This window comes from Methylobacterium sp. E-066, assembly GCF_022829635.1.
Taxonomy (GTDB): domain Bacteria; phylum Pseudomonadota; class Alphaproteobacteria; order Rhizobiales; family Beijerinckiaceae; genus Methylobacterium.
This window is the reverse complement of the sequence record NZ_JAKSYO010000135.1, coordinates 16,539-35,157: the sequence shown is the minus strand read 5'-3', so window position 1 is coordinate 35,157 and position 18,619 is coordinate 16,539. Positions and strand designations below refer to the sequence as shown.

Annotated in this window: 19 protein-coding genes; 11 read left to right on the top strand and 8 right to left on the bottom strand. The window is 69.1% G+C overall.

The window, feature by feature from the left end:
• Positions 1 to 144: 144 nt before the first annotated feature.
• A complete protein-coding gene (locus MKL20_RS19530; protein WP_244038067.1) occupies positions 145 to 579 on the top strand; it encodes a hypothetical protein in 435 nt (144 codons plus the stop codon).
• 344 nt (positions 580 to 923) lie between these two features.
• On the opposite strand, the gene MKL20_RS19525 is transcribed toward MKL20_RS19530, so the two are convergent.
• The gene (locus tag MKL20_RS19525; RefSeq protein WP_244038066.1) at positions 924 to 1,934 is read right to left on the bottom strand and encodes an aldo/keto reductase; all 1,011 of its coding nucleotides are present in this window, start codon (positions 1,932 to 1,934) and stop codon (positions 924 to 926) included.
• Positions 1,935 to 2,131: 197 nt separating this feature from the next.
• Here MKL20_RS19525 and MKL20_RS19520 point away from each other — a divergent pair, with 197 nt between their 5' ends.
• From MKL20_RS19520 to MKL20_RS19510, 3 genes are all read left to right on the top strand, one after another.
• A complete protein-coding gene (locus MKL20_RS19520) occupies positions 2,132 to 3,079 on the top strand; it encodes a sulfite oxidase heme-binding subunit YedZ (RefSeq protein WP_244038065.1) in 948 nt (315 codons plus the stop codon).
• Positions 3,080 to 3,132: 53 nt separating this feature from the next.
• Entirely contained in the window at positions 3,133 to 3,525 is a 393-nt protein-coding gene (locus MKL20_RS19515) for a hypothetical protein (RefSeq protein WP_244038064.1), read from the top strand.
• 111 nt (positions 3,526 to 3,636) lie between these two features.
• Positions 3,637 to 4,002, top strand: a complete 366-nt coding sequence (locus tag MKL20_RS19510; protein ID WP_244038063.1) for a hypothetical protein — start codon at positions 3,637 to 3,639, stop codon at positions 4,000 to 4,002.
• Between the two features lie 11 nt (positions 4,003 to 4,013).
• Here the strand turns inward: MKL20_RS19510 and MKL20_RS19505 are convergent, their stop codons facing one another.
• Both MKL20_RS19505 and MKL20_RS19500 read right to left on the bottom strand, forming a co-directional pair.
• The gene (locus tag MKL20_RS19505) at positions 4,014 to 4,190 is read right to left on the bottom strand and encodes a hypothetical protein (protein ID WP_007569379.1); all 177 of its coding nucleotides are present in this window, start codon (positions 4,188 to 4,190) and stop codon (positions 4,014 to 4,016) included.
• Between the two features lie 144 nt (positions 4,191 to 4,334).
• Complete coding sequence (locus MKL20_RS19500) at positions 4,335 to 4,733, bottom strand: DUF4174 domain-containing protein (protein WP_244038062.1); 399 nt, start codon at positions 4,731 to 4,733, stop codon at positions 4,335 to 4,337.
• Positions 4,734 to 4,846: 113 nt separating this feature from the next.
• Between MKL20_RS19500 and MKL20_RS19495 the strand changes: the two genes are divergently transcribed.
• The 3 genes from MKL20_RS19495 (at position 4,847) to MKL20_RS19485 (ending at position 7,174) form a co-directional block, all read left to right on the top strand.
• Positions 4,847 to 5,863: an NADP-dependent oxidoreductase gene (locus MKL20_RS19495; RefSeq protein WP_244038061.1), complete on the top strand. Its 1,017-nt coding sequence runs from the start codon at positions 4,847 to 4,849 to the stop codon at positions 5,861 to 5,863.
• 168 nt (positions 5,864 to 6,031) lie between these two features.
• Positions 6,032 to 6,607 carry a single-stranded DNA-binding protein gene (gene ssb, locus MKL20_RS19490; protein ID WP_244038060.1) on the top strand — a complete coding sequence of 192 codons (576 nt, stop codon included), beginning with the start codon at positions 6,032 to 6,034 and terminating at the stop codon, positions 6,605 to 6,607.
• A 156-nt stretch (positions 6,608 to 6,763) separates the two neighbouring features.
• On the top strand, positions 6,764 to 7,174 hold the full coding sequence (locus tag MKL20_RS19485) for a hypothetical protein (protein ID WP_160329344.1): 411 nt from the start codon (positions 6,764 to 6,766) through the stop codon (positions 7,172 to 7,174).
• A 320-nt stretch (positions 7,175 to 7,494) separates the two neighbouring features.
• Here MKL20_RS19485 and MKL20_RS19475 read toward each other — a convergent pair whose 3' ends face one another.
• Entirely contained in the window at positions 7,495 to 7,638 is a 144-nt protein-coding gene (locus MKL20_RS19475) for a hypothetical protein (RefSeq protein ID WP_244038059.1), read from the bottom strand.
• Positions 7,639 to 8,079: 441 nt separating this feature from the next.
• Between MKL20_RS19475 and MKL20_RS19470 the strand changes: the two genes are divergently transcribed.
• Entirely contained in the window at positions 8,080 to 8,382 is a 303-nt protein-coding gene (locus MKL20_RS19470; protein WP_244038058.1) for a hypothetical protein, read from the top strand.
• A 52-nt stretch (positions 8,383 to 8,434) separates the two neighbouring features.
• On the top strand, positions 8,435 to 8,926 hold the full coding sequence (locus MKL20_RS19465; RefSeq protein ID WP_244038057.1) for a cache domain-containing protein: 492 nt from the start codon (positions 8,435 to 8,437) through the stop codon (positions 8,924 to 8,926).
• Between the two features lie 10 nt (positions 8,927 to 8,936).
• Here MKL20_RS19465 and MKL20_RS19460 read toward each other — a convergent pair whose 3' ends face one another.
• The 4 genes from MKL20_RS19460 to MKL20_RS19445 form a co-directional block, all read right to left on the bottom strand.
• Positions 8,937 to 9,815 carry an SDR family oxidoreductase gene (locus tag MKL20_RS19460; protein WP_243965778.1) on the bottom strand — a complete coding sequence of 293 codons (879 nt, stop codon included), beginning with the start codon at positions 9,813 to 9,815 and terminating at the stop codon, positions 8,937 to 8,939.
• A gap of 262 nt (positions 9,816 to 10,077) precedes the next feature.
• Positions 10,078 to 10,887 carry an exodeoxyribonuclease III gene (xth, locus tag MKL20_RS19455; protein WP_243965779.1) on the bottom strand — a complete coding sequence of 270 codons (810 nt, stop codon included), beginning with the start codon at positions 10,885 to 10,887 and terminating at the stop codon, positions 10,078 to 10,080.
• A gap of 201 nt (positions 10,888 to 11,088) precedes the next feature.
• Positions 11,089 to 12,003, bottom strand: a complete 915-nt coding sequence (locus MKL20_RS19450) for an outer-membrane lipoprotein carrier protein LolA (RefSeq protein WP_244038056.1) — start codon at positions 12,001 to 12,003, stop codon at positions 11,089 to 11,091.
• Positions 12,004 to 12,132: 129 nt separating this feature from the next.
• A complete protein-coding gene (locus MKL20_RS19445) occupies positions 12,133 to 15,573 on the bottom strand; it encodes a DNA translocase FtsK (protein ID WP_409568171.1) in 3,441 nt (1,146 codons plus the stop codon).
• Between the two features lie 634 nt (positions 15,574 to 16,207).
• Here MKL20_RS19445 and MKL20_RS19440 point away from each other — a divergent pair.
• Together MKL20_RS19440 and MKL20_RS19435 are read left to right on the top strand one after the other, a co-directional pair.
• Entirely contained in the window at positions 16,208 to 18,283 is a 2,076-nt protein-coding gene (locus MKL20_RS19440) for an NAD(+) synthase (protein ID WP_409568170.1), read from the top strand.
• Positions 18,284 to 18,384: 101 nt separating this feature from the next.
• Entirely contained in the window at positions 18,385 to 18,615 is a 231-nt protein-coding gene (locus tag MKL20_RS19435; protein ID WP_243965782.1) for a hypothetical protein, read from the top strand.
• Positions 18,616 to 18,619 lie beyond the last annotated feature (4 nt).

Genomic DNA, 18,619 nt, shown 5'->3' with positions numbered 1-18,619 from the left:
GGCAAGCGGGACAGTCCGCTGCCGCAAACACCCTCAAAGGGTTGGGTCTCGCTCCGATCAGCCTGACAAGGCAAATGTCCGAGAAGTGTGGAAAGAAGTTGCAGATCGCTTGCAGTGCTTACCGGAACGAATGATCATCGCATTATGTCAGAGCCGCTGGTCATGTCTATTTCGCGTTCCGCGACTAAACCCGTTGATCTCTGTGAAAAGCGCGGCACCGGTGCAGTGCTAGATTTTTCACAAGCGAGTCTAATCATTGTCGAGGAGATGGCTGATGAAGCCTCTCGGTGGGAACCGAAGCTTACTACTGATAAATTTACAAATTTAGTGCAAAATATTGGCTGCTATTTATTAGAAGTCGGACGACGAGAATTTGGAGGCGGCTATCTCTGGCATAATTCGCGAGACCAGCCTGTTCTTGTAGTAGGCGAACCTATCTATCACGTAGCCCTCATGACCTGGGACAAAGCGCGAGGGCGGCTAACAGGTAATCGGGCAGATAATCTGCCCTTCTTCTATGACGGTTTTGCCGAGAAAGTTCGTCATGCCGCCCCTGGAACGCGCACCCTTTACGGCTGATCCGATTCTAATGGCTAGCAACGCCGGCTTCATCAAGCGATTATCGAAATTCGGTCGCAAATTTATGGCACAAAACTGACTATCGATAAAACATAGAAATAGATATGATTATTTAAATCAAAGAAATTCCAGCACTGTTATTACAACAACAGTGTCGCTACTTCCCAGCGAGCCACCTATTGATTTTGAGGTACCTGAGTCGAACCTGGAACCGTGCGGGTGCCACAGTCTGCAATCTAGATTCGCCGACAGTGTAAAGACTTACTTGACCTACGTTTCTGTATCCCGGGCGCCGCTCCGCGGCCCCGGGATGACGGTTTGGAAGCCTCAGCCCCAGTCCGGAATCAAACGCCCCGCGGCACGCGCCCCTCCAGCGGATAGGCCGGATCGTTGTAGCCCGGCGTGGTCGGGTGCCCGGGCGCCACGAAGCCGTCCACCAGGGCCTCGTCCTCTGGGGTGAAGGCGTAGTCGAGGGCGCCGAGATATTCCTGCCACTGCGCCTCGGTGCGCGGCCCGGCGATGACGCCGGTGACGAGGCGGTTGTTGAGCACCCAGGCGGTGGCGAACTGCCCGGCCGTGATGCCGCGGGCCTCGGCATGCTCCCTCAATGTGCGGGCGATGCGCAGGGATTCCGGGCGCCACTCGGTCTGCATCATCCGGGTGTCCTGGCGGCCGGCGCGGGATTCGGCCGGGGGCGGGGCATCCGGGTCGTACTTGCCGGTCAGCACGCCGCGGGCGAGGGGCGAGTACGGGACGACGCCGAGCCCGTAATGGGCGCAGGCCGGCAGGTGCTCGGTCTCGGGCATCCGGTTGAAGGCGTTGTAATAGGGCTGGCTCACCACCGGCCGGTCGATCCCGATCTCGTCGCAGAGCCGGCAGATCTCGGCGACCCGCCAGGACCGGTGGTTCGAGACGCCGAAATGGCGGATCTTGCCCGCCCGCACGAGGTCGGCCATCGCCCGCACGGTCTCCGCGAGGGGCGTGTCGTGGTCCTCCTTGTGGAGGTAGTAGATGTCGATGAACTCGGTGCCGAGGCGGCGCAGGCTGTCCTCGGCGGCCTTCAGCATGTGGACGCGCGCGAGGCCGCGGTCGTTGACGCCCTGGCCGGTCGGATTGGCGACCTTGGTGGCGAGGATCCAGGCGGCGCGGTCGCCCTTGATCGCCCGGCCGGTGATCTCCTCCGAGCGGCCCTCGGTGTAGACGTTGGCCGTGTCGATGAAATTGACGCCCGCCTCCCGGGCGCTCCCGACGATGCGGCCGGCGGTGGCCTCGTCGGTGGGCCCGCCGAACATCATCGTGCCGAGGCAGATCGGCGAGACCTTGAGGCCGGAGCGGCCGAGATTGCGGTACTGCATGGGATCCATCCGGTGTCCGTCCGCCCGCAATCTCGGCGCTTGCGCGGCGAGGTCAACCGTGCCGGCGTAACACCGGGGACATCCGCGGCGAACCGACCCGCGCGGGGAGCGATCCACACAAGCGCCGGTTTCGCACTCCTATACCCTGGCCCGAGGGCCACGCCGCTTCCGATGTCAGAAGGCCGAGTCCGAAAACAATGATCGACCGTCTGGCCGTTCCCCTCGGCATCCCGCTCCCTTGGCTCGACCGGGCCGGGCGCCTCTCGTGGCTGAAGCTCGCGGTGTTCCTGGCCTGCATCGCGCCGGCCCTGTACCTCGCGGGGGCCTACCGGCTCGACGCGCTGGGAGCCAAGCCGATCACGGCGCTGATCCACGCCACCGGCGAATGGGCGGTGCGCTTCCTGCTGTTCTCGCTGGCGATCTCGCCGCTGCGCCGCATCGCCGACTGGGGGAAGGTGCTGGTGGTCCGTCGCATGCTCGGCATCACCGTGATGGCCTACGCGGTGGCGCATCTCACCCTCTACGCGGTCGACCAGAACCTCGTCCTGACCAAGGTCGTCACCGAGATCGCCCTGCGACTCTACCTGACGATCGGGTTCGTGGCGCTGATCGGGCTGATCGCCCTGGGGCTGACCTCCACGGATGCGGCGATCCGCAACCTCGGGCCGAACTGGCACCGGCTGCACCGGCTCGTCTACACGATCGCGGTGCTGGCGCTGGTCCACTACTTTCTGCAATCGAAGATCGACGTCAGCGACCCGGTCTTCTCCGCCGGGCTGTTCCTGCTGCTGATGGGCTGGCGGGCGATGCGGCGGTTCAAGCTGCCGGAACGGCCGTGGTCGCTGCTGCTGCTCGCGATCCTCGGCGGCCTTGCCACGGCCGGGCTTGAGGCGGCCTGGTACGGGCTCGCCAGCGGCGTCCCGGCCAGCCTCGTGCTGGCGGCCAATCTCGACTTTTCCGGCCCGATTCGCCCGGCCTGGTGGGTCCTGGCGACCGGGTTGCTGATGCCAGTCCTCGCGCTGCTGCGGGGCGCCCGCGCCTCCAGCAAGACCGCCAAGCCGGGATCCGGCCGGGACCGCGTGGCCGCGCCGCGCGGGACGCCCCCCCGAGCAGCAGCCTCGCAACCCTTGTCGCCGTCCGCCTGATGCCGCAGAACCCGCGGCCGGCGGCCTCGGGCCGCAGCGGAGTGACATGGGCGATGCGCGGCAGGCTTCTCCTCATCGCGGGCATGCTCGCACCGGGTCTGGCGCTGGCGGCGCCCAAGACGGCATCGGACAAGACGGCACCGGGCAAGGGTGCGCCGCCGCCGGCCGCCGCCGCCCCGGTGGCCACGGCCTGCAAGCCGGCCGAGCCGCCGCCGGCCTCGGCCCGGCCGGTCAAGCCCGCTCTGCCCGAGAAGCCGGCCTGCCTCGACGCCAAGGGCGGCTGCCCCGGCTGGGAGGCCTACAGCTTCAATGACGCGGTCAAGGCCTACAACCTGCAAGCGCAGGCGTTCCGGCCGATCGCCGAGGCCTACGTGCAGAAGCTCAACGCCTACGCGAAGGCGAGCGGGGAATACGCGCAGTGCGAGATCAACGCGCTGCAGAACTGAGCCGGCTGAACGGCGGCCAACGGGGGACGCGGCAGAGGTTCAGGCGACGCGGCGCACGCTCCAGCCTCGATGGCCGCGATCCCCGCCGCCGCTTCCTGCCGAGGCCGACCAGTGCCCCTCCGTGATGTCATCGGGCGCGCCGGATTCTGCGCCCTGCTGTTCGCCGCTGGCCCGGCGCTGGCCGCCGATTTCGACGGCCCGCCGCCGCACGGCTATGGCGGTCCCGGCGATGGCTACGAGCGGCGTCCGCCGCCCCCGCCTCCGCCGCCCGAGCCGGAATTCCGCCGCCCGCGCTTTACCGCGGCACCGCCCGAGGCGTGTCGGGAATTCGTCCGGCGCCGGTTCGATCCGGACGGGGCGCCGGTCTTGCGCCGGGTGCGGATCTGCGACGAGCCGGCCTTCGAGCGCGGACCGCCCCCGCCGCCCCCGTCGCCGGAGGATGACCGGCCCCGCCGCTGGGGCGGACCCCGCTGGTAGGTCGACCCGGATCAGATCCGGGCCGGGGCCTTCTTGAGGGCAGCCGCGAAGGCCTTGAGCTGGCGGTTGAGATCCGCCAGCTCGTTCAGCGCGATGGTCTTGTGGCCGTCGCGGACCGCGCGCTCGATATCCTCGACCTGGAGGCTGACGACGCGGCGGATGGCGGTGGCGACTTGTTCTCGGGTCATCGATGCGAGCGTCTCGTTCGAGCGTCCTGGCGGGCCTCAACGGACGGCCGAAACACGGCCGCCGACACCGCCCGGTGATAGGCTGGTAGGCTTAACCGTTGGTGTCCGCAGGCTCCGCCATCCCCGGAAACCGGACCCCGGCACCTAGCGACGCTCCTGCATCTCGCCCCGGCGCATCGGCATCGCGTCGATCGTGGCGAACAGCGTTTGGGGCGGGATCGGCGCCGCGGCGGTGAGCTTGGCGCCGCCATCCTTGCCGACCAGGACTGCCCGGAATTCGTCTGCCGGCAGAGACAGTTGGGCGCGCAAAGCCCGAGCCTCGGCGCCGGTCCCGACCGCCTCCAGCACCACGAGGTCGCGCTCGGCCGCGCCGCCCCGCATCGGGCCGAGAGCCGCGCGCTGCGCCCGCAGGTCTGCGTCCGCCGCATCGGGGGCCGACAGGACCAGCACCCGGGAGCGCCAGCGATAGGCGTCGAGCGGTCCGGCCATCGCGGCTCCTGTGGTCAGGGCGGCCAAGCCTAAGCCGATCAGGGTGGTGCGCATGATGTCGCCTCCGTCTGAAGCCGATCTCGGTCAACGCGCCGGGCGCCCCATTGGCCGCCGGGGTGCGACGCCCCAGATCGGGGGGCGCAGGTTGAGCACTTGGGGAGTCGTCCATGAACGCCGTGAACCGCCGCATCGTCCTGGCCGCGCGTCCGCACGGGGAGCCGAAACCCGAAAACTTCCGCCTGGAGGAGGTGCCGGTGCCGGAGATCGGGCCGGGCCAGATCCTGCTCCGCACCCGCTGGTTGTCGCTCGACCCGTATATGCGCGGCCGGATGAGCGACGCGAAATCCTACGCGACCCCGGTCCAGATCGGCGAACCGATCACCGCCGAGGTGGTCGGCGAGGTCGTCGCGTCGAAGAATCCCGATATCCCAGTCGGCGACCTTCGAACGGCCTTCGCGGGCTGGCAGGAGTACTTCGCCACCGACGGAAAGGGCACCCGCCGGGTCGATCCGGACGCGGCCCCGCCCTCGACGGCGGTGGGCGTGCTCGGGATGCCGGGCATGACCGCCTATACCGGGCTGCTTAATATCGGCCGGCCGAAACCCGGGGAGACCGTGGTGGTGGCCGCCGCCGCCGGGCCGGTGGGCTCGCTGGTCGGGCAGATCGCCAGGCTGAAGGGCGCCCGGGCGGTGGGCATCGCGGGCGGCCCGGACAAGTGCCGCTATCTCACGGAGGAACTCGGCTTCGACGCGGCGGTCGACCATCGCGGCGCCGACCTGCCGGGGGCGCTGACTGAGGCCTGCCCCAAGGGCATCGACGTGTATTTCGAGAATGTCGGCGGCGCCGTCTTTTCCGCCGTACTGCCGCTCTTGAACCCGTTCGCCCGGATCCCGGTCTGCGGCCTGGTCTCGGCCTACAACGCCACCGAGGCGCCCCCCGGGCCGGACCGGCTGCCCGGCCTGATGCGCTCCGTCCTGACCAACCGCCTGCACATCCAGGGCTTCATCGTCTGGGATTTCGCCGACCAGGCCGAGACCTTCCGGAGCGAGGTCGGGGCCTGGATCCGGGAGGGCAAGGTCCGCTACCGGGAGGACGTGGTCGAGGGGCTGGAGAACGCGCCCGACGCGTTCATCGGCCTGCTGAAAGGCCGGAATTTCGGCAAGCTGATTGTGCATATCCCGTAGGCCGATCTTGCCGACCAGATAGAACAGAGATAGAACACACATGTTTGGCGAATTGCGGATAGCGGGCACAAACCCTCACCGCAGGTTGCCGCCCCGACGGCCCGGGCGCATGAGTCCCGTGCCGCCGGGCCCAAGGCCCAGTGAGATCCGTACGGTAAGGAGAGAGCGATGGCGGGCAGCGTCAACAAGGTGATTCTGGTGGGCAATCTCGGGCGCGACCCGGAGATGCGCCGCCTCGGTTCCGGCGACCCGGTCTGCAACCTGCGGCTGGCGACCTCCGAGTCCTGGAAGGACAAGGCCTCCGGCGAGCGCAAGGAGAAGACCGAGTGGCACTCGGTCGTGATCTACAACGACAACCTCGCCCGGGTGGCCGAGCAGTACCTGCGCAAGGGCTCGAAGGTCTATATCGAGGGCCAACTCCAGACCCGGAAGTGGACCGACAATTCCGGCGTCGAGAAGTACACCACCGAGGTGGTGCTCCAGCGCTTCCGCGGCGAGATGACGATCCTCGACGGCCGTGGCGGTGGTGGCGGCGACTTCGCCGGCGAGGACGAGGGCGGCGGCCAGATCAGCCGCGGCGGCGAGTCCGGCGGTGGCCGGGGCGGCGACCGCGGCGGTGATTTCGGCGGCGGCCGCGCCCAGGGCGGCGGTGGTGGTGGCGGTCGTCCGGCCCCGGCTTCGTCCGGCGGCGGCGGCGGCGGCGCCCGCGGCGGCTACGACCTGGACGACGATATCCCGTTCTAGGGGTTTTGGGACGCTTCAGACCCGCCGCCTCGTGCGGCGGGTTTTTTATTTGGATTTCAAGATTAGAACCCGCGGCGAACCGATCCCATGGGCTGATCCTCACGGTGCTCGGGCGCAAAAGCCACAAGCATTCAGCAGCCAAGGAGGACTGGTGTCGTGCTGCGCAAGCTCGGCTCCATTTTAGCGTTGGTTTTCGGAGTTGCGACCTGTTTCGTGATTTACAGCCTAATTGCGGGCGAGCTTGCCACTCTGCCGCCCGATAATGCCAAGCTGATCCTTGATACCGAGCGGCATACTTATGCGAGTATCCCGTGCGCCGTCCGTGGGCAGACTGATCGCGAGCTTATTGTTGATCGCGCCGCCTTAGCGAACCCGGACAGCTTTTTGGAGCTTCCATCCTTCGCGAACGAAGGCACGATGGGTCAAATTCGGGAAGAGAAGCGCAGCGGCGTTCTCTGGAAACGCGATACGACGTGTGAAGCGAATGGAGGCTTCGACGTTCGATGGCGGCTCTACCAAACCGAGCCGAAGCCTCGCTGGACACTAGACGGTGATTGGCGCTGGTAAGGCGCCAACGTTTCGGGGGGTGTAGGTCGCGGGTGATTACGAAGCGGTGCTGGCCGCTCGCCATACAACGTAGTCGGACGAAGTAGCTTTCATCCTGATTGGTGTTGGGACCGTCAGCCGAGTCAGCCTCGCTGCGATTGATGCAGCCCCTGGCGTCATTGCGAGCGCAGCGAAGCAACCCAGGGAAACGCCACGTCCGGAGATCGCGCGCCGCACTGGGTTGCTTCGCTGCGCTCGCAATGACGGTGACCGACGGGGCTCGATCTGCGCCGATCACGGCATCGGCGTGCCGCCCGTGACCGGGACCACAGCTCCTACCCTCACGGCCGCTGCCGCGACAGCGCCACGCCGATCCGCTCGATGGGGATGCGCGGCTTGCCGGCCACGACGAAGATCACGAGGTCCTTGCCCGGGTTGATGACCAGCACGCTGTTGAAGCCGTCGGTCCCGCCGACCTTCAGCAAGGCAGCTCGGGCATGCCGGAGGTGAAGTCGGCGAGCTGCAGCGGCGTGATCTGCGCCGTGCGGGAGCGCAGGCGCCGGTTCGGCAGAGAGGCCTGGATCGGGGCGTCCGTAACCGACCAGCCGGTCTTTTCGAATATTGATATTTTTCGGTTGACCACAGCAACCGATATGGATCTATTGCCTTCGACACCGTATATCCGCCCGGTGGGGCATTTCGCTCCGACAGTCATAATATTCTGCGCGTCCGAACACTGATCAGCAGCTCCGCCGCGCGATCAAGAGACTGACAAAAAGAGGAAATAGACCGGCGCGGGCGCAAGTCTTTGATCTCGGAAACAAATCCGCGGCATGGGTTGCTTGCATCCGACGGGTACGGCCGGCCTCTGCCCATGATCGGAGCGTGCCGACGTCGATATCTCAATCGTATCCGGGAGCCGGAAGATGGCAGATCTCTATGCGATCGTCGATTGCATCACCGAGGCCGAACACCACATCCGACAGGCGGAAGCGCTTCTGAAAGAACTCGAAGAGGCCCAGTCCAGCGAGGCCCGGCGCTTGCGGGCCTGCATGTATATCGCCGCGATGAAGCGGCTGAAGCGCATCATCGAGACCCATCAGACCGCGGAGGCGGCCGAATACGCCGCGCAGCCGGCGGCCATCCTGCCCGGCCCGCCGCGGTTCCGCTGGTGGCCCGTCCCGAAACGGGCGATCGAGACCGGGTTCTTCCGGCGCCGGACCGGTTGAGGCTCCGGGGATCCGGCCGACCGGATCGGGATGGACCGTCAGGGGCGCGACCATGCCCAAGCGATTGCTGTTTTTCTGCCTTCCGATCCTGGCCCTGATCGTTTTCCTGCCGACGCGACCCGTCATCGGCCGGGACGAGCGCGTCCCGGTCCATCAGGCGGTCGAGATCGAGACCCTGGTCAACGAGGCCGCCGAAACGATCGAGAGCAAGGGCCGGACGGCGTTTCCGGAGTTCCGGCGCAAGAACAGCCCCTGGCGCTACGGCGACGTCTACCTGTTCGTCGTCGACATGCAGGGGATCGTGCTGTTCAACGCCGCCCATCCGAACCGCGAGGGCCGGGACCTGCTTCAGGAGCACGACGCGGCCGGCAAGCAGTTCCACAAGGATTTCATCGGCGTGGTGCGGGAGTCCGGGTCCGGCTGGGTCGATTATATGTTCCCGCGGCCCCGGCGCAGCACGCCGGAGGTGAAGTGGAGCTACGTCTGCGCGACCATCGTCGACGGCACCCCCGCGCTGGTGGGCGCGGGGGTCTACGTGGAGTGAGGCGGGCGCCTCACAGCATCGGCATGCCGCCGGTGACCGGCACCAGGGCGCCCGACATGAAGCTGCCCTCGCGGGAGGCGAGGAGGACGTAGGCCGGGGCCAGCTCGGCGGGCTGGCCGGCGCGGCCCAGCGGAGTCTGGGCGCCGAGCTCTTCCAGCTCCTCGGGGCTCTTCACGATCGGCTGGATCGGGGTCCAGACCGGGCCGGGCGCGACGCAATTCACCCGGATGCCCTTGGGGGCGAGCAGGTTCGACAGGCCGATGGTGAGGCTGGCGATGGCGCCCTTGGTGGCGGCGTAGATCAGCATGTTCGGGCCCGCGACCTTGGCCTGGACGCTGGTCGAGTTCACGATCGCGCCGCCCGGCTTCATATGCGGCACGGCGGCCTGGGCGAGGTAGTACATCGCGAAGACGTTGGCCCGGAACGAGCCCTCGATATCGGTGGCCGTCAGGTCCTCGAGGCCCTCGTTCACCACCTGGGCGGCGGCGTTGTTGACCAGGATGTCGAGCCGCCCGAACGCGGCCATGGTGCGGTCCACGAGTGTCCGGCACTGGGCCTCGTCGCGGATGTCCCCCGGCAGGAGCAGGCAGCGGCGGCCGGCTTTTTCCACCCAGGCCTTGGTGTCCTCGGCGTCCTCCTGCTCGACCTCGAGATAGGAGATCGCCACGTCGGCGCCCTCCCGGGCATAGGCGATCGCCACCGCCCGGCCGATGCCGGAATCGCCGCCGGTGATCAAAGCCGCCTGGCCGGTGAGCAGGCCCTTGCCGACGTAGCTGTCTTCGCCGTGGTCCGGCCGCGGCGTCATCCTGGAGGTGAGGCCCGGCCGCTCCTGCTGCTGGTCGCCGGGGAACGGCGGCCGGGGACCGGCCTCGCGGGGATCGTCGGTCATCGGGGTCGGGTTCCTGGAGGGCCGGGCCGAAGGCGTTGGGGCCGCGTGCCGGGCCCGGCCGTCACAGTCACGCCGCCGATGCTGAAGCGTGCCTCAGAAGGCCCGGTCGCGGGCGGCGTGCGGACCGCCGTAGCGGCGGCGCAGGAAGGAGACGACCTTGGGAAGCAGAAGGGCGATCAGGATCTTGCGCATCGGGCCGGCTCGCATCGCGGGTTCGTGAACCGCCAATGCTCCGGCGTCATGGCGGTTCCGTGCGACCGAATCACAGCTCCAGGGTCAGGGTCACGGGGGCGTGGTCGGAGGGCCGCTCCCAGGCGCGGGCGTCGCGCAGGACCTCCACCGAGCGGACCGTGCCGGCGAGATCCGGCGAGACCCAGGCATGGTCCAGGCGCCGCCCCTTGTTGGCCGCCGACCAGTCCGGCGAGCGGTAGCTCCACCACGTATAGATCTTCTCCGGCTCCGGGGTGAGGTGGCGGGCCGTGTCGATCCAGCCGGCCTCCCCGCGCAGCAGCTCCAGGGCCTCGGTCTCGACGGGGGTGTGGCTCACCACGTCGAGGAGCTGCTTGTGCGACCAGACATCGTGCTCCAGCGGCGCGACGTTGAGATCCCCCACCAGGATCGCCGGGCCGGCGACGCGCTTGCCGCCCCAGGCGCGCAGCTCACTCAGGAAGTCGAGCTTGTGGGCGAATTTCGGGTTGAGCTCCCGGTCGGGCACGTCGCCGCCGGCCGGGACGTAGAAATCGTGCAGCACGATCCCCGAGGCCGCCCCCGCCTCCGGCCCGAGCACCGCCGAGATGTGCCGGGCGTCCTGCTTCTCACAGAACCCCATCACGCCGCGGGTGTGCAGGGGGAAGCGCGACAGGATCGCGACGCCGTTATAGCCCTTCTGGCCGGCGAACATGACGTGCTCGTAGCCCGAGCCGCGCAGGGCCTTGAGCGGGAAGGCGTCGTCCGGGCACTTGGTCTCCTGGAGGCAGAGCACGTCCGGCTTGTGCTCGGCCAGGACGCGCAGGACCAGGTCGATGCGCAGCCGCACCGAGTTGATGTTCCAGGTGGTGACAGACAGGCGCACGGGCGGGGTCTCGGGTTGCGTGTTCGATCAGGTATTACAGCAGCAGGATAACCCGCCCCGTCATCCCGGGGCCGCGCAGCGGAGCCCGGGATCCAGAAACGCAGGTTTAGCAGGGTCTTGCGCCGTCGGCGGCTCTGGATTCCGGGCTCGCCTGCGGCGCCCCGGAATGACGGGGTGGAGGTTTCGGCGTCCGCCGATCGATCAGTTGGGCTGCGATTGCTGGATCTGCTGCTGCATCGCCTTGTCCTCGGCGCGCCCGTAATTGATGAAGAACAGGCTGCCGTCGACGGTCTTGGGCCGCTGCAGGTTCGAGAGCTGCACCGTGGTGATGTAGCCCTGCGGGTCGGTGATCCGCCACTGCGACAGGGTCTTCATCTCGGCATCGAAGAACAGCTGGATCTTCGAGGTCCCGCCCAAGGTCGCCCGGTCCTCCAGGCTGATGCGCACGCCGCCCGGATCGTTGGCGACGTCGGTGACCGAGAGGTCACGGGCGAGGTCGATCTTTTCGCGGAGCAGGAATTTCAGCGGCGTCTGGGCGATGAAATAGAGGTCCTGGGTGGCGAGCTTGCGGTCGCGCACCGCCACGGAGGTGCCGTCGGCCACGACCTCCAGCGGCGAGGGCTGGTCGTAATCGAAGCGCAGGCGGCCGGGCTTGGCCAGCGTCAGCTTGCCGCCGATCCGGCGCCCGTCCGCGCCGATCTGCATGAAGCTGCCCGTCAGGGTGTTCATGGCGTTGAAATAGGCGTTGGCCTGGGCGAGCACCGTCGCGGCGTCCGCCGGCTCGGACGGGGCCAGCGCCGAGGGCGCGCCGACAGCCGCGACCTTCGGCTCGGTGGCCTTGTGATCGGCTTTTTCGGAATTCTTGGCACTGGGCTTGAGGCTGCCGGTCTTGGGGGCATCCTTGGCCGCGTCTTTCATGACAGGCTTGGCCGCCGGCTTCTTCGCTGCCGGCGCGGGCGCAGCCGGGGCGGCCTCCGGCTCCGGGGCCGGCTCCTCCTTGCGGCCGAACAGGCTGTCGATGAACGCGCCGACCTGCGCCTGCGCCGGGGCGGCGGGGGCGAGCCACAGCCCAGCGGCGATCAGGGAGCCGGCTGTGCGGGTGCGGCGGCCGATCATCGGCAGAACCTCCTGGGCGCCCGGGCGGGCGATCCGGCAGAAACGGGAATGGACGGGGCTTAGACCCCCGCCCTGTGGCGAAGATGCGACGCGACGAGCCGCGACCCATTGGATCGCGGCCCGGCGGCCTCACTCGTCGTCGTACATCCCGCTCGAGGCGTGCGGCGCCCCGGCGACCAGGATGTCGCGCTTGCCGGCATGGTTGGCCGGGCCGACGATACCCTCGATCTCCATCCGCTCCATGATCGAGGCGGCGCGGTTGTAGCCGATCTGCAGCCGGCGCTGGATGTAGCTGGTGGACGCCTTCTGGTCGCGCAGCACCACCTCGATCGCCTGCTTGTACAGGTCGTCCGACTCGCCGCCGGTCGCCGCCGCGAAGGCGCCGATGTCGAAGACCGGGGCTTCCTCGTCGGGCTCCTCGGAACGCTCGACTTTTTCCGCCTTGGCGCCGCGACCGCCCTTGCCCTCCTTGGCCGGCTCCTCGGGGGTGTCGTCGGTGGTGACGGCGTCGAGGTAGCTCGGCCGACCCTGGCGCTTGAGATGGGCGACCACGCTCTCGACCTCGCTGTCCGAGCAGAACGGCCCGTGGACGCGCGTCGTCCGGCCGCCGCCGGCCATGAACAGCATGTCGCCCTGACCGAGCAGCTGCTCCGCGCCCATCTCGCCGAGGATGGTCCGCGAGTCGATCTTGCTGGTGACCTGGAAGCTGATGCGGGTCGGGAAGTTCGCCTTGATGGTGCCGGTGATCACGTCCACGGACGGGCGCTGCGTCGCCATGATCAGGTGGATGCCGGCCGCGCGCGCCATCTGGGCGAGCCGCTGGATCGCGCCCTCGATGTCCTTGCCAGCCACCATCATCAGGTCGGCCATCTCGTCGACCACGATCACGATGTAGGGCAGGGCCGACAGGTCCATCGCCTCCTGCTCGAACACCGCCTCGCCGGTCTCGCGGTTGAACCCGGTCTGGACCGTGCGGGTGATGACCTCGCCGCGCTCGCGGGCCTCCTTCATCCGGCCGTTGTAGCCGTCGATGTTGCGCACCGCGATCTTGGCCATCTTCTTGTAGCGCTCCTCCATCTCGCGCACCGCCCATTTGAGGGCGATCACCGCCTTCTTCGGGTCGGTCACGACGGGGGAGAGCAGGTGCGGGATGCCGTCATAGACCGACAGCTCCAGCATCTTGGGATCGACCATGATCAGCCGGCACTCTTCCGGCTTCAGCCGGTAGAGCAGCGACAGGATCATCGTGTTGATGGCGACCGACTTGCCCGAGCCGGTGGTGCCGGCGACCAGCAGATGCGGCATGCGCGCGAGGTCGGCGATGATCGGCTCGCCGCCGATATTCTTGCCGAGGCACAGAGCGAGCTTGTGCTTGCTCTCATAAAAATCCGGGGCCGAGAGCAGCTCGCGGAGATAGACCGTCTCGCGGGTGTCGTTCGGCAATTCGATGCCGATGACGTTGCGGCCGGGGACCACGGCGACGCGGGCCGAGACCGCCGACATCGACCGGGCGATGTCGTCCGACAGGCCGATCACGCGGCTGGACTTGGTGCCGGGCGCGGGCTCCAACTCGTAGAGCGTCACGACCGGGCCCGGGCGCACGGCCAGGATGTCGCCGCGCACGCCGAAATCCTGCACCGTCTGCTGGAGGTTGAGGGCGTTCTGCTCCAGCACGTCCGCGTCGACTTCCTCGGTGCCGTTCTCGTCCGGCAGGGCGAGCAGGCCGAGCGAGGGCAGCTCGTAATCGGCGTTCTCGACGCTGGCGATCTCCAGATGGCGGCCGGCCGGGATCAGGTGCGCCCGGGGGGCGACCATCGGCAGGGCGGGGGCGGCGACCACCTCGACCAGCTGGGCGGCGGGCGCCTCGACCGGCTCCGGCGCGGGCGCCACCTCAAGAACGGGCTCGACGAGAGCCGGCTCGGCAAGCGCGGGCTCGGGCTCCACCGGGGCGGGCTCGGGCTGCGGCGCCATCTTGCCGCGCAGCAGGACCGTGCGCGGGGTCATCGGGATCACCACCCGGTCGGCCTCCGACGAGACCCGGACCGGGTCGACACCCATCGGGGCGGCCGCTTCCGACAGGAACTCAAGCGCGGACTCGGGCGCGGCCGGCAGAACCGGCGCGGGCACGCTCGGCTGGCCGGCGGCGCGGATCGCCGCCCGGGCCGCCATGGCGCAGAGCGCGGGAGCGCGGCGGGGCGCTTCGGCAGCGGGCGCCGACGGCTCGGTCGCATCGCTGCCGGGGCCGAAGACCAGCGCCAGGGCAGGCTTGGCCGGCAGGAACGCGTCGCGGATCGCGGCGGTCTCGTCGGCGTGAAGGTCATCGTCCCGGCCGTTATCCTGCCCATCGGCGGGACGCGGCGGCTGGTCGAACCGCACGAGCCGGTCGAGGACGTAGACCGGGCGCGGCGGCTGCGGAGCCTCCTGGGGCATGGCGACCACAGGCTCGGCCGCCGGCATATTGGTGACGGCTCCCGCCGGCATGGCACCGGCGATCACCGGAGCGGCGGCGAGCGCCGCCTCGAGGCCGGCGGCCACGGGCTGCGACGCCAGCGCGGCCCAGGCCTCCACGGACGACCAGTCGCCGGCATTCCAGTCGCTGCCATCGAACCAGGGCTGGACCTCGGACCAATCCGGCAGGTCGGACCAGTCGCGGGCGGGCGCCTCGGCGGGAACCTCGGCCGAAGCCTCGGCAACGACCGGCTCCGACACCGCGACCGGGGCGATCGCCGCCGTGGAGGCGGACAGCTCGACGCTCGGCCGCACCGGGCGGCGGTCCGGGGTGCGGAAGTAGCGGACGCCGGGGGGCGCCACGAAGGGCTGGCGCCACAGCGGCACCACCTCGCCGTCCTCCGCGATCTCGGTCTGCACGGCGTCGGGCATGGCCACGGGGGCCTCGACCCGCGCCTGTGCGGTCTGCTCGCGCTCGGCGCGCTCCCGAGCTTCCTGTTCGCGGGCGGCCCGCTCGGTCTCGACGGCGAGCGCCGCCGCCTGCGCCTCGGCGCGGGCCCGCTCCAGGGCGACGCGCTCGGCCTCCAGGGCGCGCTGGCGGCGCTCCTGCAGGACCGAATCCGGGGTGCGGGTCCAGCGCGCCGCCGGGGCGGCGGCCGCCTGCACCGGGGAAGCGGGCATCGCATCCTCGGGGGCGATCGAGGCCGGCCGGCGCGGCTGGCGCACCAGCACGCCCGGCGTCGAGGCGCTGCGGTCGATCCGGCTCTCGAAGCGCGGCTCGTCCGGGGCGTCGAGGCTCGCCCGGTCGTCGAACACATGGGCCGGCCAGACATGCTCGGGGGGCGCCGAGGCGCTGGCCCGCGGGCCGCGCTCGAAGCCGTCCCGGCCGACCATGGCGGCCGGCGCGGTGAGCCAGCTCGGCTCCGTCCGGCGGCCGGGGATCGCGTAGCCCGGACGGGCGGGCAGCCCGGCCGGGGCGCCGGACAGGCGTCGGGTGAGGCTCGCCCGCAAGGCCATCAGCCGATGCGCCAGCGCGCCGAGCGACAGGCCCGAACGGTCGCCGCCGCGGACGGGGCGGGCAGGGTCACGATGAGAGTACGGAGGCCGTCCCGATGCGCGCATGGGTTCTCGAACGATACTCGAAACAGGGATCCGCCAGTGGCCGGCGGGCTGCCCCGAGTTAGGCCGTTTGTCGTTAACGGAGGCTTTTCAGGGGGCTCCGGGCCGGAAACCAGGATGGGATTTTTGGCCTGTTCGGCGGGGTGCTGGCCGCGCCTTTAGGGAAGGTGTTTGCCTGAGGGCGCTTAGCTTGACGGGATGCTCGATGGTCGGTCCTGCGCCGTCATTGCGAGCGCAGCGAAGCAACCCAGTGCAGCGGACGATCCCCAGATGTGGCCTGTCCCTCGGTTGCTTCGCTGCGCTCGCAATGACGGCAGGGGCAGCCGCGAACGCTTCGACTCTCGCAAATCCTCCAACCCGAGGTGGAAGATCGAAGGCCTGCGTCTCAGCGTGCGGCGCGCGCTCGGATGAGGCTTCGGCGGCCTGCCCCCGACAGGGGTCTTGTCCCCCCCCGGAAGATGTGGATAATTTCGCCCGTGGACGGCATCCGTTGGAAAGGCCTTCAACCGCCTCTTCCCTTGGTACTCGATACCGTCAGGAGCCGTCCACACCCCACCGCCTCGACCAACGCGCGTCGCCGGAGCGTGGCCGCGCACCATATGATACCGGCAGCCACCCCTCACCCGGACAGGCGCCCGTGACCCAGCCGATTTCCGAGCCTTCTGCCGACCTCCCGGCGCGCTTCCGGTCCCTGTACCGGCACGGCTTCGCCCGGGTGGCGGCCTGCACCGGGCGCAGCCATCCCGGGGATCCCGACCGCAACGCCGATTCGGTACTCGACCTCGCCCGGACCTGCCACGAATCGGGGGCGGCGCTCGCGGTGTTCACCGAGCTCGGGCTCTCGGCCTACGCGATCGAGGATCTGCTGCTCCAGCAGACCCTGCTCGACGCGGTCGAGGCCGCCGCCGCCCGGGTGGTCGCCGAATCGGCCGCCCTGCGGCCGCTGCTGCTGGTCGGCGCGCCTTTGCGCTGGCGCCACCGGATCTACAATTGCGCGCTCGCCATCCAGGGCGGCCGGCTGCTCGGGGTCGTCCCAAAAGTCTTCCTGCCGAACTACCGGGAATTCTACGAGAAGCGCCACTTCGCCTCCGGGGCCGGAATCTTGGGCGAGACCATCCGGGTCGCCGGGCACGAGGCGCCGTTCGGCACCGACCTGCTGTTCCCCACCGAGGACCTGCCCGGCCTCGTGGTCGGGGTCGAGATCTGCGAGGATCTGTGGGTGCCGGAATCCCCCGGCATGCGGGCGGCGCTCGCCGGCGCCACGGTGCTCGCCAACCTTTCGGGCAGCCCGATCACGGTCGGCCGGGCCGAGTCGCGGGCGCTGCTGTCCCGGGCCGCCTCGATGCGGGGCGCCTGCGCCTATGTCTACGCCGCCGCCGGCCAGGGCGAATCGACCACCGACCTGTCCTGGGACGGCCAGACCAGCATCGACGAGCTGGGCGTGCGGCTGGCCGAGGGCCAGCGCTTCCCCACCGGCCCGGTGGCGACGCTCGCCGACATCGACCTCGACCTGATCGCCCAGGACCGGCTCCAGGCCGGCAGCTTCGACGACAACGTGCCGGGCGCTCCCCTCCCCTACCGGCGGATCGGCTTCCGGCTCGATCCGCCCGCCGGCGATCTCGGGCTGATCCGGCGGATCGAGCGCTTCCCGTTCGTGCCGGCCGATCCGTCCCGCCTCGCGCAGGATTGCTACGAGGCCTACAACATCCAGGTGGCCGGGCTCGCCCAGCGGCTGGAGGCCACCGGCACCCGCAAGGCGGTGATCGGCGTCTCCGGCGGCCTCGATTCGACCCACGCGCTGATCGTGATCGCCAAGGCGTTCGACCGGCTGGGCTACCCGCGCTCGGATATCCTGGCCTACACGCTGCCGGGCTTCGCCACGTCGGACGCCACCAAGGCCAACGCCCACGCGCTGATGCAGGCGCTCGGCTGCACGGCCGCCGAGATCGACATCCGCCCGGCGGCCCGGCAGATGCTCGCCGACATGGGCCACCCGTTCGCGCGGGGCGAGCCGGTCTACGACGTGACCTTCGAGAACGTGCAGGCAGGCCTGCGCACCGATTACCTGTTCCGCCTGGCCAACCAGGCGGGCGGCCTGGTGATCGGCACCGGCGACCTCTCGGAGTTGGCGCTCGGCTGGTGCACCTACGGCGTCGGCGACCAGATGAGCCACTACGCGGTCAATACCGGCGTGCCCAAGACCCTGATCCAGCACCTGATCCGCTGGGTGATCAGCCAGCGCGAGGTCGGCGCGGACGCCAACCACATCCTCCAGGCGATCCTCGACACCGAGATCTCCCCCGAGTTGGTGCCGGTGGACCCGGACGACAGCCCGCAGAGCACGGAAGCCGTGATCGGCCCCTACGCGCTGCAGGACTTCAATCTGTTCTACACGTTGCGCTACGGGTTCCGGCCCTCGAAGATCGCCTTTTTGGCGCTCCACGCCTGGGGTGACATCGAGCGCGGCCACTGGGCGCCGGACTTCCCCGAGGCCAAGCGGGTCGCCTACGACCTCCCCGAGATCCGGCGCTGGCTCGGGGTGTTCCTCAACCGGTTCTTCGGGTTCAGCCAGTTCAAGCGCTCGGCCCTGCCCAACGGGCCGAAAGTCTCGGCCGGGGGCTCGCTGTCGCCCCGGGGCGACTGGCGGGCGCCGTCGGACGGCTCGGCCCGGATCTGGATCGCGGAGCTGACCCGAAACGTCCCTGAAACCTGACCGTCACAAACTCGACCGATTGTGCCATTATGGCTACGGTCAAGCCGATTCTTCGCATCGCGATGAGCCGGCAGGTGGGGCGGCCAAGCGGAGGGACTCCGATGCGAAGCTACAACCTGTTCCAGCTCAAGAGCGTGGAAGGCCTCTGCTGCGCGGTGCCGGAGGCCAGCTCCGTGCCGCCGTTCATCGGCGCCGGCCGCTGGACCTTCGGGGGCAAGCTCGACGGCGCCAGCCGGCAGCCCCTGGATTTCGACGACCGGGCCGCCGATACCGCCGTGCGCTTCAACGGCTTCTACCTGTTCCAGACGATGGACCGGCGCTTTATCGGTTGAATAT